Here is a 14,111-nt window from a genome sequence, read left to right as displayed (position 1 = left end):
TCCCAGTACGGAAACCCGTAAGCAAAAACAAATAAAGAGTGATAGGTTTGCTTAGCACTTAAATTACAGCCATAAAAATAAAACTTTGGAAACAGCACCTCGAAAAAGTGTGTTCGTTAAGGGAAGTTTCAATACTGAATTCCTGGGCAACGCTGTTCTTGACTGCAACAGCTGTTTATGAAGCCAGCGAAATTTCCCCCCAAAGTTTATCTCAAACGCTTTTGCCCCCTTTAGGGTAGCTGCTGTTCAAATTGGTTTTGGTTAAACAGCTATCCTGAAGAAAGAGACCGTCGGTAACGATGGTCTTTTCATTTTTAATCCAAAGCCTATTTTATATCCAGGAGCTTTATCCTGCCCTACGCTCCACTCTTATTGATGCCCTTGTTTTTTTCTACGGCCAAAAAGGAGCTTCCTCCGGTCGCTCTTTTGCCCAAAGAAAAACACACAAGGCCCCTGCATAAGGAGTTCCACTGCGGTCAGGGCTAGGGAATTTGAGTGAACACGGAGTGTTTTTTTATGATTCAAATCCTCTTTTTATATTAGAATTCAATTTCATAAATTTAAATAAAAAATTATCTTTACTTTACACAAGGTTTAACAACGTCCATTCCGTTTCATTTATTTAAAAAAAAGAAAGTTTTCAATTTAAATGATCTTTCTTTTTAAAAAGGAGTAATCCATAACTTGTCCATAAGTGTCGAAATTGGAAACATTTATTAAACGAAATTTAAATATAAAAACAATAATGCCTAAAATAAGACTCTGGACACGCGAAGAACTAATACTAGCTTTCAATCTCTACTTAAAAATTGAGTTTGGCAAGACCCATAAAGGTAATCCACAAGTAATTGAATTAGCAAATCTATTAGGAAGAACGCCCAGTTCTATTGGCATGAGGTTAGGTAATTTTGCCAGCGTTGACCCTTTCCACCAAAAAAGAGGAATTGGCGGCCTTAAAAACGGGACAAATCAAGTCCAACCAATTTGGAACGAATTCTTTCACAATCAAGAAGAGTTAATTTTCCTAAGTGAACAAATTTTAGCTCAAAAAGAAAACTCTACCATAGAAAATAAATATCAAGACTTACTTTTTGACTTAAAAGATTTAAAAGGAGAAACTGTTATTAGAGAAGTAAAAACTAGAGTGAATCAATCAGTATTTAGGCAAATGGTTTTAGCAAACTATGCGACTAAATGTGCTATTACAGGAATTGACATCCCCGAGCTTTTGTTAGCAAGTCATATTGTTCCTTGGTCAAAAAACGAAGAACATCGTTTAAATCCAGAAAACGGCATTTGTCTTTCGGCTTTATACGACAAAGCTTTCGATAAAGGAATAATTGGCATCAATCAAAACTATCACATCGTTCTTTCCACTTCATTAAAAAAGAAACAGAATACTGAGTTTTATCATAACCACTTTGCTTCCATTGATAATTTAAAAATTACCACTCCAATCAAATACTTACCTAAGGTTGAATTTTTGGAATACCACATGGATACTATTTTTGATAAATTATGATTGAGACAAAAAAAATATATGCAATTTATAAACAGGGTAAACATCTTGGAAACGAAAAAGGGCAAGATGAAATTGATGCTATTAAAAAATATCTAATCGCTGCTCTTTTTGGAGATATAATCAATGATTCCGTTTTTGTTGCTAAATACACTGCACGGGAAGCAATAAAAGGAAAGCACCATTACTAATACAAGTATTTATTTAATCATTTCTCCTACGTAGAAATGATTAAATAAATTTAAAATAAAACACAAATAAGTACAATCGATTTTCCGCCTCAGAAAATTACTTAAACCTTGATTTTTTCATAACTTTGAAACAAAAAAATTCTATACGGCAACTCAAGAAACTAACAATTATAGTTATTGGACATTTATTGAAAAGTATTATCCAAAATATTATTCATGTAGTGATATTTTATTAAGTGATATTCTAACCAGAAAATTAACCGGAGAACCAGTATGCGACGAAGATGAAGAAATGATTATAAATTGGAATCTAAAAGCAGAACTACTAGAACTTAATAAAAATATATTTTCCAAAGCACTTAAAAATTATTTTAATATAAATACATCCTCATAGATAAAATCAGATCTCACCTTCAACAAACTAAAAATTAATTAGCTTCTATATAGTCTCACTAAAATTTTAAAAAATAGCTAATCGACTGATATTCTTTTATTATCTTTAAAACTCGTTTTTTAAATTGAATATCATGAACAAATTTATTCTACTACTTGTACCTTTTTTTATATACAGTTGTCAAGCACAGCCCAATCCAAAAGATGTCGCGCTTCAAGACGAAGTAAAAAACTATACTTTGGAAACCGTTGTTGATGGCATTCCCATTCCTTGGGGAATGGCTTGGCTACCGGACGGCTCGATGCTAGTTACCGAGAAAAGCGGGATTTTGTACCACATTAAAAACGGCACAAAAACCGAAGTGAAAAATGTTCCCCCAGTCTACAATCGCGGTCAAGGCGGTTTGCTCGATATTGTCTTACATCCTGATTATGCCAAAAATGGTTGGATTTACATCACCTACGCTTCGACAGAAGGCGAGGGAGAAGGCGGAAACACCAAACTCATTAGAGCCCAACTCGAAAATGAAAGTCTCACGCAAATACAATCGCTATACAAATGCGGACCCAATACCACTAAGGGACAGCATTTTGGTTCCCGAATCGTTTTTGACAACGAAGGCTATTTGTATTTCTCGGCAGGAGAACGCGGAGCACATTTTGTCAATCCACAAGATATCACTCGAGACAACGGAAAAATTTATCGTCTGAACGATGATGGCAGCATTCCCGCAGACAATCCTTTTGTGGGGAAAGCAGGCGCTAAGGAAGCTATTTATTCTTACGGCCATCGCAATCCGCAGGGATTAGTAAAGAATCCGGTTACGGGCGCTATTTGGGATCACGAACACGGCCCAAAAGGCGGAGACGAAATCAACATTATCAAAAAAGGCGCTAACTACGGTTGGCCCGTCGTAACCTATGGTATCGATTATGATGGCACAAACATCAGTACTATTCAGCAGAAACCAGGTATGGAAGATTCGATATACTATTGGGTTCCCTCTATTGCTCCTTCGGGAATGACATTTGTGACCGGCGACCGTTACCCAGAATGGAAAGGAGACTTACTCGTGGGTTCGTTGAAATTTCAATACCTCGAATTAGTAAAATTAGAAGGAGATAAAATCACAGGCCGACAAAAAATCGCTACCGATATTGGTCGTGTACGAAATGTTGCTCAAGGTCCAGACGGTTATATTTACATTGGTGTAGAAGGAAAAGGAATTGTAAAAATTATACCCAATTAAATTACCTCGAGAAAAAATCCAAATGGTATTAGTGAAATAATAGCTGCAGATTAACAGATAGTAAAAATCCTTTTTTAATCAGTGAATCTGTGGCAAAAAAATCGAAGCAGCACTTTACGCAATTAAACCTAAAGAAATTAAAATGATGATAGCTAAACTACATCTCGGAATTGCATTGTTTGCGTCCGCTTATTTATATTATTCGAATCCAAGTGTTAGTTCAAAAACGAACTACCTTCCTATTTTAGAAATTAAACAACAAACGCCTTTACAAAAAAGCATCGCAAACGGAAAAGAAGTCTATGCTGATTTTTGTATGCAGTGCCACCTGGCAAACGGAAAAGGAGATGGTGTTAATTTCCCCACATTGGATGGATCCACATGGCTCACTGAAAAAAGATCCCAGAGTATTCACGCGCTAAAATTTGGACTCAGCGGTCCTATTGTGGTTAACGGCAAAAAATTCAACAGCGCCATGCCAGCGATGGGACTCAGCAATCAGGAAGTCACTGATGTGATGAATTACATTATGAATTCCTGGAGCAACAAACAAAAAAAGAGTGTTAGCCTAGAAGAAGTAGCACTGGTAAAACAGTAACTAGGTTGAAATTATCTGCGCCGTCAGTTACGTTAATCCCTAACTTGTTTCGGGAAGTGTTTTTGTTTAATAATACCAATACTATTTATAAGACAGTCCAATTGTCAGTTCGAGCGGAGTCGAGAACCACTATTGCATCTCGACTCCGCTCGATTTGACAAATATTTAGGTTGGACTATATGGTACTGGTTTTTGGTATAACTTCTCAAGACATCACAAAAAACAATCCACTGATGACATCAGATTTGACGGTTAAAAATGTATTTTATAACTTCCTCACATACAATCAGCGGTAATCCGCTCAAATCCGTTTCATCCGCGTTCCATAATTTATATTAGAATAAAAACCGCAAACAGCTATGGAATTAAACGCCCCATATTGAACTCTAAAAAAGATAGCTCAAGCTAATTCCGCCATAATAATTCCGCGGATTTCCGGGATAATAATACCTTGGTTTGGCCTGACCAAATCCCACCGCATTGGGCAAAATACTAGCTGCATACTGCTCATTTGTTGCATTGTTGATTCCCGTACTGAGCTCCGTTTTCAGATTTTTTAAAACCATAAAAGTATAGCTTGTTTTAAAATCTAAAAGAGAATAGGCTTGGGTGTATTTTGAGTTTTGATCATTTAACGGCATAGCACTCACTTTACTAAAAGCAGCGTGCAGTTTAAATCCGCTAGTCGTACTCAAATCCACGCCTGCATTCCATTGCGCATCTGGCACCGCCGTAAGTTGGTTTCCAGAATAATCATTTGTACCATCCACAAAATCCTTGAATTTAAAACGATTCACTGCCGCCGAAAAATAAGTTGAAAGCTGGTATTGGCTCGTTTGTAAAAGCGTATAGTCGAGAAGAAATTCCATCCCAATATGCGAACTGGCCCCAGCGTTGATGCCTATGTATTGATCTTCGGCGGTGCGTCTTGCTACTAGTAAATTTGTAATTTGAGTACTAAAAAAAGTCAGCTCCGTGTGTAATTTATTGTTTAGTCCTTGCGCCTTCAATCCCAGTTCATAGTTCCACCCTATTTCGGGTTTTAGTTTGGTATTAATTTGTCCTTCGGGAGTCAGCGTCTCCGCAACAGATGGCGTTGAAAACCCTTTACTTATCGATGCATATATTGTTTTTGTTTTAGTAAAACTATAAGAAAGTCCCGCTCTTGGGGACCATATTTCCCCAAAGGTATAGGCTAGGTCTGGCATTGTCTCCGCTTCTGCAAAAAGATCCCGTAACGAATAGCGTGTGGTATTAAAAGCCAGACCCGTTTCTAAATGAAGTTTTGGGGACAACGAAAAATCTGCCTGTAAAAAATAATTTTGGTAGCTGCTTTTTTGCTGCTTTTTGCTAAATTCATCTCCGGCAACACTTCCTGGATTGGGTTGCGAAGCATATCGATTTTCGAAAAGAGAAAAAGTATACTCATCAAAAGCCATCTCTGTTCCCAAACTCGTTTCAAATGGTACTGACCATAGCGTGTTTTTATAATTCAAACTATAACGCAAACCAATACTGCTGCTTTTATCATCCAAGATATTAAAAGGTCGTGGCTCGTAGGCTTTTTTAAGATTCGAAAAAACACTGATTTTCAAAGACCATTTTGAAGACAATTGCTGACGGTAACCCACGCCCATCAACACTTTATCATAGAATTCATAGCCTTGTGCCTGAGCCCAATTGCTTGCCGCTTTTTCGGGATGTATATTAAAATCGTCCTCGTTAATAGAACTGGGAATGTAGGCTTTGAGTTGGGTATACACTCCGATAAAGGATAATTCGCCTTTGGAGTTTATCTTTTGTTGGGCTTGTAGCGTCAGTGATTTTCGATCATAAGAGGAATTTTGGCGAAAGCCATCACTTTGTAAATGACTGTAATTAACAGCACCCATTGTGGCGGATTTGCCATAATTCGCTGAAAAATTTTGTTTTAAGAGTCCGAAACTTCCATAAGTTGAGCTTGATTTCGCTTGAAATTCATCCGTAGGAATTTCGCGCGCAAACAAATTGATTACACCTCCCAATCCCGAACCAAAACTGGTACTATTAGGTCCTTTGATGATTTCGATACGCCCGATAGTCTCTAAATCTAAATCTTCAATCGTCGATTCTCCTTCGGCAGTGGTTAACGGAATACCTTCGAAATAAGCCTTTATTTTTTGAGTTCCATACTGCGAACGCGAACCAATACCGCGAATACTAATTTTAATGGTGTTCAAAGCGCCTTGTTGCATATACAAGCCCGGAATTTTATTGAGTACCGAAGTCAGGATAATCCCATTACTTTTATCGAGCTCCTTCCTGCTAATAACTGCTAGAGACGCAGCCGTGTTTTGAAGTGTAGCTTTTGTAGGAGAAGCTAATATGGTTACTGCAGCAAGTGCCGTGGTATCCTTAGTGATTTGACTAAAAATTACACCCTGCTGCAATAGCATAAATAGAAAAAAAAACTGGAGCTTGTTGTACACCGTCTTAATTTTAAATTAATAGTAGAAAAGGTTGATAAAGTTAGGTTATTCTGCTTTGCAATCAAAAACGGGTTTGGAATGGAATTTATTATGATTCCATCAAAAAACCAATCCTTCCCTATACAATTAACAGCCTGTTTCCTGCAGTACTCACGGATACTATTTGGACTATATTTTTTGTAAAAAATAACTAGCGTCAATCTCAGTAACACTATCCGTGAATTATATAAAAATTGTGCCTCAGAATACTATTTTAATACATCTGCCGTTCATTAAAAACAATACCTTTGCATCAAACTCAAGATTTATTTTATGAAAAATTACACACTTGCGCTTCTTATACCTTCGCTTTTCTTTTTTGTGTCCAGCTGCAATAAAAGCAAGGCTGCAGATGAAAAAAACGAGGTGGAAAAAACTGCGGCAATAGCCACTGATTCTGTCAAGAAAAAAGCAATCCCTACAATCGATACGGCAGACTATAACAAAAGAATGATCGCTTTAAGCAATAACGACACCACGGGAAGATGGCCTGTAAAAACGCCTTATCCATTGCCGGGCGCCTTATTGCCCTACCATAGAATCATCGCCTTTTACGGAAATTTATATTCGACAAGAATGGGCGTTTTAGGAGAATATCCTAGAGCCGAAATGATTAAAAAACTACAAGGCGAAGTCGCTAAATGGCAGGCCGCAGATACGACCACAATAGCAATTCCCGCCTTGCATTATATTGCAGTAACAGCACAAGGAGCACCCGGAAAAGACAACATGCACCGCATGCGCATGCCGTTTAAGCAAATAGACACGGTAATTAGTTGGGCAAAACCCATTGATGCTTTGGTGTTTTTAGATATTCAAGTGGGACACAGTACGGTGAAAGCAGAAGTAAGCGAACTGGTAAAATACCTTTCCTTACCGAATGTTCATCTAGGAATTGATCCTGAATTTTCATTAAAAAACGGACACGTTCCTGGAACTAAAATAGGTAGTTTTACTGCTGATGATATCAACGACGCCATCGATATTCTAGCTAAGGTCGTTCGTGAAAACAAACTAACGCCAAAAGTGCTTATTGTACACCGTTTCACCCAAGGAATGGTAACCGACTATAAAAAGATAAAAACACTTCCTGAGGTGCAAGTAGTGATGGATATGGACGGCTTTGGTAGTAAAGTCTTGAAAAGATCGACCTACCTGACTTATATTTATAGAGAGCCAGTACAATTTACCGGATTTAAATTGTTTTACAAAAACGATAATTGGAACGATTGGAAAATGTACACTCCGGAAGAATTGCTAAAATTCACTCCAAAACCAAGCTACATTCAATTTCAATAATGCTAACTACAATGAAAAATTATTTCGCCTGTCTGATTTTAGGACTTGTAATTCTGGAAGGCTGCCAATCAAAAGCAGAAGAAGCAAACAAAGAAGTGCCACAGAAAACAACGGAGCTAAATGCCATTGTAACTAAGACAGAAGTACAAAAAGTGACCAATGATGCGGCTACCATTCTTTCAAAAAAAGAAGTGCCTATTTTGTGCTACCATAACATTAAGAATTTTGATGCCAGTGCTGGCCCCATGACCAAAGTCTATTCCGTAAAACCAGCAGACTTTGCAGCGCAAATGAAAGCGTTGTCAGTAGCCGGTTATCATACGATATTACCTGCACAATTGTACGAGTATTTAGTGCATGACGGCCCGCTACCTTCAAAACCAATCATGATTACCTTTGATGATACACGCGGAGAACAATACACCATTGGTGCAGCCGAAATGGAAAAATACGGTTTTAAAGGCGTGTTCTTTGTTATGACCGTTTCCATTAACCGTCCCAACTATTTATCTAAAGAACAAATCAAAGAATTATCAGATACCGGTAATGTCATCGCAGCACATACCTGGGATCATCATATGGTAACGAAATATACTGGCGACGACTGGAATACCCAATTGGTAAAACCGAAGGCGAAACTAGAAGAAATCATAGGAAAACCCGTAAGCGATTTTGCCTATCCTTTTGGTTTATGGAATAAGGAAGCGATTCCCGAAATAAAAAAGAGTGGGTACCAAATGGCGTTTATTCTTTCGACCAAAAGAGATTCAATCGATCCTTTATACACCATTAGACGCATGATTGTTTCTGGCACATGGAATACCGAAGGCATGATGAAGTCTACCGAATCCACTTTCAACAAATAGCCCCAATTATCGTTATTTCGTAGTCCCAAATTTATAATACAATGCCAATAACTTGTGCCGATTTTTTGGCATACTATAAAAAATAGACTTCTCGATGGCTCGGGATTATTGGGATACATTGAATAGAATGGGTATAATTCGAGCGGATGCATTGGCCGTCGTTCATCATAATCAGTTCCTAATAAGTATCCTTATTTTATTCGAAATAAAAAAACAGGAACGAAAAGCACATCGCATAAAAAAACAGCCTTGTTTTATCTTACACGATAACACAAGGCTGTTTTTTTTTGAACTAAAAAGCCGTTCTTATTTAGTGGACAACCATCCTTGCGGATTCGTGTAGGTAGTATTTTGTAACAGTAAAAATTTGATTACCGTTTTTCCTGTATCTCCATTTGTTCTCACTTTACCCAGATTTTGTTTAATACTAATCTTATCTCCTTTGCTCACAGACACTGAACTTAAATTTTGATAGATCGTGAAGTAATCCCCATGTTGTATCATTACCGCTTTATTTACCGGTGACAACACCATAATACTAGCTACTTCTCCACCAAAAACCGCTCTTGCATTAGCGCCTTCATTAGTAGTGATTTCGACACCGCTATTATGAATTACTAAGGTATTGTAAATAGGGTGTGCCTGATCGCCGTAGCCTAATGATATAAATCCTTTCTCGACAGGCCAGGGAAGGCTTCCTCTGTTTGCTTTAAAGTTGTCTGCAATCAATTTGTCTTCTGGTGTCAACTCTATTCTGGAAGAAGAGACTGATTCTTTGGCTGCTTCAGCAGCAACCTCTTTTTTACTCGCACCAGAATTGCTTGCCAACGCTCTCGCTTTAGCTTTCTCCAACGCCGCTTTTCTATTCGCCTCAGCAATCGCCGCACGGATTAAACGGTCAATTTGTTTGTCGATTGTTTTAGACTCCCGTTGTTTTTTTCGAATATCTGAAACAATTCTGTTCTTATCTTTCTTGATCAGATTGACTAATTTCTCCTGCTCTTTTTTTTCTTTTACAAGTCCTTCTTTTTCTTTCCTGTTTTCGACTAAAAGCTTTTGTTTGGCTACTTTTTGAACGTTTAATTTATCATTATAAGTCACCAGTTGGGTTGACTTTGATTTTATCTCTTCTCCTTGATTTTTTCTAAAACTAGTATACTGTTTTAAATATTGCGCTCTTTTGTAAGCCTGTAAAAAATTCTCTGCTGAAAGTATAAACATCGCCCGACTTTGCTCTGAACGGCTTTTGTAGGACTTCACAATCATCCTAGCATAGTCTACTTTAAGAACTGCAAGCTCCTTGTTCAGCTTATTGATTTTCATTTGATTAATGTACATGTCATTAGCCAAAAGCTTAGTTTGCTTTTCGGTTGTATTAATCAACGTCTCTTTTAGTCTGATTTTATTTTTTTGGATTAAAAACACATTCATCGCCGACTTTTCCTTTGATTTAACGTTTTGCAACATCTTCTCATTTTCTCTAATCTCCCGTTGGATTTCGGCTTTTCTTTGTTCTAACTTTTCTTGTTGCGAAGACTGACTCCACATCATAGAAGTCATGCATATAAACAATAGGCTAAGGAAAAATTTTGGCATCTTAAAAATATATTTTTGCAAATTTACTTAATTATAATTCTATTGTAACCATTTGGGACACTATATGGAAAAGAAAGTTCTTCATTGAATGTTACCGTATTGTAATCTAATTCAATTTCTGATTTCCCTTTGGGCTGAAACGTATTGATTACTACATTACCTGGCAACATCGTTTCTTTGTATTGCCTGATGTTTGAATAGGCAACCTGAATCATTCTTCCTTCAGCTGTTTGCGCAATTTCTTGTTTTTGAACACTAAAATCTGCCGCGTTGATATAGAATGTTTTTTTAGTATTGCCATTTGCCAAATCATCCAATCGATACAACTGCTCGACTAATGATTCTTTGTATTTGCCTTTTGACAAATCATCTAAGGCTTCCCCTATCAACATGTTTTGAATCTTTTGATAATCCAAATCTGTTCCTAACCATTGGCTCAAAGCACTAAAATCCCCTTCAAAATAAGTGCCTTTTATTTTTTCATAATAGCTCACTGATGTTGGTGTTATGCTTGCTTTCGCCATTGTAATTCCAAGAAAACGAATGCTTACTAGAATTTGTTCGTCTTTCTTAATTTTAATTTCGGCAGTAACATTCTGTGACGATCGGTCATCCGAATATTTAGCATTAGCCTTTATATATAATGTAGAAAACTCCGTTTTATTGTTGTAGTGATTCGCTATTATTTTACTTGATTTTAAATAGGTAACTGGGACAGTAGCTTCTGTCACAATCGCTTTCGACTTGCAAGAAAATAATAAGACAACTGCCAGTAATGCTAAAAATTTATTCATTTGAATTTATTGTTTTAATAGTTGATTGGCTTTGGAAAAATAAAAATCTTTTTTCTTTACATCTCCTAAACCATTGTACGCTTCACCAAGTTGTATGTTGAAGTTTATTTCTAATGCCTTGTCGTCTATCAGGTAATCCAGTCCCATTTCCAACATTTCTTTTGCTTTTTTAAATTGGCTCAATTGATTGTATGCTAAGCCAGAATAATAATAAAACTGCGGCTGTGCGGGAAATACATCCACCATATCCATGGCTGTTTTTGCTGCTTTTCCAAACTCTTTTGACTCTGTATACGCTTGAAGCAAAAGTAAATTCGTCTCCATATCAGTCTCCGTGCTTTTAGCATTTGCTTTTTCATAATACCCAATGGCTTTATCCCATTGTTTCTTATTATGATAAAACTTCCCTATTTCCTTGGACACATTCACTTCTGGATCATCATCAAAATACCCGATGGCTTTTTCTAAATCAGGGGCAAACTGCGGATTTGCATTTACATAAATCAGGAATTCATTGAGAATTCGGTGCTTTATTTTCGAATCTATTTTGGCACTGGCCAAAGCAATATTCATGGCATTAATCGCTTTTTCTCCGTCATTATTTTCCAGATGGTATTTGAACAAACTGACTTGCGCCCACTCTGATGTGGGTATTGCTGTTTCCAATTTTCGTGCCGTTTCCAACACTTTATCGGTTTCATTGTTTTTAGAATATAGATAAATCAGCGAAATGTAGTTGGATTCCTCTTTGGGATACTTTTTGATTTGGTCTATTAAATTGGTGATTTCTGCATTTTGATATTTCCCTTGGGATAAAATCTGCATTTTGTAGGAATCCCTTCTTTCTGACTTTCCAGACGATTCATTGAGCTCATTGATGAGATCCAATGCTTTGTCAAATTGACTGGTGCTCATGTAAAGCGAAGTCAGATCTTCTTTGAATTTAGCGTCAAAAGGGATGAGTTTGCCAATCGTTTTTATGGCGTTGACATAGTCTTTAGTTTCATAATCGACATCATACATTCCTACCCAAAACCATTTGTTTGCGGGGTCAATTTGCGCAGCACGTTCAAAGGAACTATAAGCATTCTTATAATCCTTTAAAGCCAAGTAATTTTTTCCTAGTTCAAAATAAATAGTGGCGTTCTCTGGTTCGATTTTTAAACACTGCTCCAAAGCCACAATCGCTTTATCGTAGTTTTCGATTCCTTTTTGCTTTAAAGACTCATAAAAATAATCCTGAAACTTGTCACTATTTGACTTTTTCTCTTCCGGCTCCGTTTGTGCCAATAGCAATGCTGAATTGCTTAGCAAAACAAGAAATAGAATCCATAAAGTCGATTTTTTCATTGACTCTTTTTTAAAAACGCAACAGCTCAAATTAAGCTGTTGCATAATAGGTTTTTATGCGTTCCTGTAAAATACTGGACAGTACGAAAAAAATTGTTATTCTAATACCGAATAATCTCCAATACTTATGCTGGTAAAATCACCGTCAAAACGGACGTGATTTCCAATCATCGCATTGTCTAAATTAGCATTGCTAATGTGTGCATGCGTTTGAATCAAACTGTTTTTAATCACACTTCCTGTAACGTGGCTTCCTTTTCCTAAAGAAACATTTGGACCTACAGTTGAGTTAATTAAAAACACATCTTCTCCAATATAACAAGGTGGAATAATTGTTGAATTGTCTATTCTAACATTTACAGCCACTAAAGTTGTATCTTCTTTCTGCAAAAAACCCAGCATTCTGGAATTCGTTTCTACAGTCACATTTTTATTTCCACAGTCCATCCACTCGTCAACATTTCCTGTTTTAAAGATTTTCCCATTGGCCATCATTGCTTTAATTCCATCATTAATTTGGTATTCTCCACCATTTTGAATGTTGTTGTCTAAAACATTTTGCAACTCTTCCTTTAAAACCCCTACCTCCTTGAAGTAATAGATCCCAATAACGGCTAAATCGCTAACAAAGTCTTGTGGTTTTTCAACTAGTTCCACGATTTCATTTGCATCATTTAATTTCACCACACCATAGGCTTCTGGCTGATCTACTTGTTTTACCCAAATAACAGCGTCTGCTTCAGGGTCAAGATCAAAATCAGCTCTGATTAGCGTGTCTGCATAAGCAATTACGGCTGGCCCAGAAAGTGATTCTTTGGCACACATAATAGCATGACCTGTTCCTAAAGGCTCCAACTGGCGGTAAATAGATGCTTTGGCACCTAAGCTTTCTGCTAATTCTTCTAAGCTTTTCACCAAATCATCTCCAAAAAAAGCGGGATCTCCTAAAATGAAAGCAACTTCGTCAATAGGTTCATCCAAAATTTTGGTAATATCTTCCACTAAACGGTGTACGATAGGTTTTCCTGCAATAGGAATCAATGGTTTTGGAATAGTTAAAGTATGAGGGCGAAGACGTGAACCACGTCCAGCCATTGGCACTATTATTTTCATGTATATTATGTTGAAAGATTAAATGATTGAAAAATTAAATGATTCTCTTCGAATTTTTAAATATTTCAATCTAGTTTATTAAGTTTACTTCACTCCAGTACTTCCGAATCCGCCTTCTCCGCGTGAGGTTTCAGATAACTCTTGAACTTCAATCCAGTCCGCGCGTTCGTGTTTAGCGATAATCAGTTGGGCAATACGTTCTCCATTTTGGATCACAAAAGCTTCATTGGATAAATTTACTAAAATCACACCAATTTCGCCACGATAATCAGCATCAACTGTTCCAGGGCTGTTTAATACTGTAACTCCGTTTTTGAAAGCCAGTCCGCTTCTTGGTCGTACTTGTGCTTCGTAACCTATCGGTAATTCGATAAAAAGTCCGGTTTTAATCACTGTTCGCCCTAAAGGCTCCAAGGTTACAGCTTCTGTAAGATTTGCTCTTAAATCCATTCCTGCTGAAGCTATGGTCTCATAGTTAGGCAAGGCATGTTGTGATTTATTGATAATGTTTATTTTCATTTTTATAATTTTTGTGTAATGACAAGTCTTGACTTGTTCTACTGCTGTTTTTATTTTTAGCCCTGATAGTAGCGGCATCCTTTTCTTGACTTTTTAGGAAAGAAAAGATATAGCGG

Annotated in this window: 12 protein-coding genes; 6 read left to right on the top strand and 6 right to left on the bottom strand. The window is 37.0% G+C overall.

From position 1 onward, the window contains the following. The first annotated feature begins 745 nt into the window (after positions 1-745). The 4 genes from AC4PRO_RS03090 to AC4PRO_RS03075 all read left to right on the top strand — a co-directional run bounded on the left by AC4PRO_RS03090 (position 746) and on the right by AC4PRO_RS03075 (position 3,951). Complete coding sequence (locus AC4PRO_RS03090; protein WP_492116272.1) at positions 746-1,522, top strand: HNH endonuclease; 777 nt, start codon at positions 746-748, stop codon at positions 1,520-1,522. Further along, on the top strand, positions 1,519-1,710 hold the full coding sequence (locus AC4PRO_RS03085) for a hypothetical protein (protein ID WP_492116271.1): 192 nt from the start codon (positions 1,519-1,521) through the stop codon (positions 1,708-1,710). The genes AC4PRO_RS03090 and AC4PRO_RS03085 overlap by 4 nt, the downstream gene beginning before the upstream one ends. A 527-nt stretch (positions 1,711-2,237) precedes the next feature. Further along, positions 2,238-3,353: a PQQ-dependent sugar dehydrogenase gene (locus AC4PRO_RS03080; RefSeq protein WP_492116270.1), complete on the top strand. Its 1,116-nt coding sequence runs from the start codon at positions 2,238-2,240 to the stop codon at positions 3,351-3,353. Between the two features lie 142 nt (positions 3,354-3,495). Further along, positions 3,496-3,951 carry a c-type cytochrome gene (locus tag AC4PRO_RS03075; RefSeq protein ID WP_492116269.1) on the top strand — a complete coding sequence of 152 codons (456 nt, stop codon included), beginning with the start codon at positions 3,496-3,498 and terminating at the stop codon, positions 3,949-3,951. A 386-nt stretch (positions 3,952-4,337) separates the two neighbouring features. On the opposite strand, the gene AC4PRO_RS03070 is transcribed toward AC4PRO_RS03075, so the two are convergent. Further along, positions 4,338-6,419, bottom strand: coding sequence for a TonB-dependent receptor family protein (locus AC4PRO_RS03070; protein WP_492116268.1), 2,082 nt, complete (start codon positions 6,417-6,419; stop codon positions 4,338-4,340). 312 nt (positions 6,420-6,731) lie between these two features. Between AC4PRO_RS03070 and AC4PRO_RS03065 the strand changes: the two genes are divergently transcribed. Beyond that, entirely contained in the window at positions 6,732-7,757 is a 1,026-nt protein-coding gene (locus AC4PRO_RS03065) for a hypothetical protein (RefSeq protein WP_492116267.1), read from the top strand. Between the two features lie 11 nt (positions 7,758-7,768). Then, positions 7,769-8,623 (top strand): polysaccharide deacetylase family protein, encoded by an 855-nt coding sequence (locus AC4PRO_RS03060; protein WP_492116266.1) that lies wholly within the window; start codon positions 7,769-7,771, stop codon positions 8,621-8,623. A gap of 306 nt (positions 8,624-8,929) precedes the next feature. Here AC4PRO_RS03060 and AC4PRO_RS03055 read toward each other — a convergent pair whose 3' ends face one another. The 5 genes from AC4PRO_RS03055 to dut form a co-directional block, all read right to left on the bottom strand. Continuing rightward, entirely contained in the window at positions 8,930-10,219 is a 1,290-nt protein-coding gene (locus AC4PRO_RS03055) for a murein hydrolase activator EnvC family protein (protein ID WP_492116265.1), read from the bottom strand. 23 nt (positions 10,220-10,242) lie between these two features. Next, entirely contained in the window at positions 10,243-11,013 is a 771-nt protein-coding gene (gene lolB1 / locus AC4PRO_RS03050) for a lipoprotein insertase outer membrane protein LolB1 (RefSeq protein ID WP_492116264.1), read from the bottom strand. Between the two features lie 6 nt (positions 11,014-11,019). Beyond that, positions 11,020-12,363, bottom strand: a complete 1,344-nt coding sequence (locus AC4PRO_RS03045) for a tetratricopeptide repeat protein (RefSeq protein WP_492116263.1) — start codon at positions 12,361-12,363, stop codon at positions 11,020-11,022. A 96-nt stretch (positions 12,364-12,459) separates the two neighbouring features. Further along, positions 12,460-13,476, bottom strand: a complete 1,017-nt coding sequence (locus tag AC4PRO_RS03040) for a sugar phosphate nucleotidyltransferase (RefSeq protein ID WP_492116262.1) — start codon at positions 13,474-13,476, stop codon at positions 12,460-12,462. Between the two features lie 84 nt (positions 13,477-13,560). Further along, a complete protein-coding gene (dut, locus tag AC4PRO_RS03035; protein WP_492116261.1) occupies positions 13,561-13,995 on the bottom strand; it encodes a dUTP diphosphatase in 435 nt (144 codons plus the stop codon). Between the last annotated feature and the right edge of the window lie 116 nt (positions 13,996-14,111).

This window comes from Flavobacterium sp. DW-iso2, from assembly GCF_058725285.1.
This window is presented reverse-complemented; position numbering and strand designations above follow the sequence as displayed.

Excerpts from the sequence above, each read along its gene's own strand:
- AC4PRO_RS03090 (WP_492116272.1), top strand. The coding sequence starts at position 746 with ATGCCTAAAATAAGACTCTGGACACGCGAAGAACTAATACTAGCTTTC.
- AC4PRO_RS03085 (WP_492116271.1), top strand. The coding sequence starts at position 1,519 with ATGATTGAGACAAAAAAAATATATGCAATTTATAAACAGGGTAAACAT.
- AC4PRO_RS03080 (WP_492116270.1), top strand. The coding sequence starts at position 2,238 with ATGAACAAATTTATTCTACTACTTGTACCTTTTTTTATATACAGTTGT.
- AC4PRO_RS03075 (WP_492116269.1), top strand. The coding sequence starts at position 3,496 with ATGATGATAGCTAAACTACATCTCGGAATTGCATTGTTTGCGTCCGCT.
- AC4PRO_RS03065 (WP_492116267.1), top strand. The coding sequence starts at position 6,732 with ATGAAAAATTACACACTTGCGCTTCTTATACCTTCGCTTTTCTTTTTT.
- AC4PRO_RS03060 (WP_492116266.1), top strand. The coding sequence starts at position 7,769 with ATGAAAAATTATTTCGCCTGTCTGATTTTAGGACTTGTAATTCTGGAA.
- AC4PRO_RS03055 (WP_492116265.1), bottom strand. The coding sequence starts at position 10,219 with ATGCCAAAATTTTTCCTTAGCCTATTGTTTATATGCATGACTTCTATG.
- lolB1 (WP_492116264.1), bottom strand. The coding sequence starts at position 11,013 with ATGAATAAATTTTTAGCATTACTGGCAGTTGTCTTATTATTTTCTTGC.
- AC4PRO_RS03045 (WP_492116263.1), bottom strand. The coding sequence starts at position 12,363 with ATGAAAAAATCGACTTTATGGATTCTATTTCTTGTTTTGCTAAGCAAT.
- AC4PRO_RS03040 (WP_492116262.1), bottom strand. The coding sequence starts at position 13,476 with ATGAAAATAATAGTGCCAATGGCTGGACGTGGTTCACGTCTTCGCCCT.
- dut (WP_492116261.1), bottom strand. The coding sequence starts at position 13,995 with ATGAAAATAAACATTATCAATAAATCACAACATGCCTTGCCTAACTAT.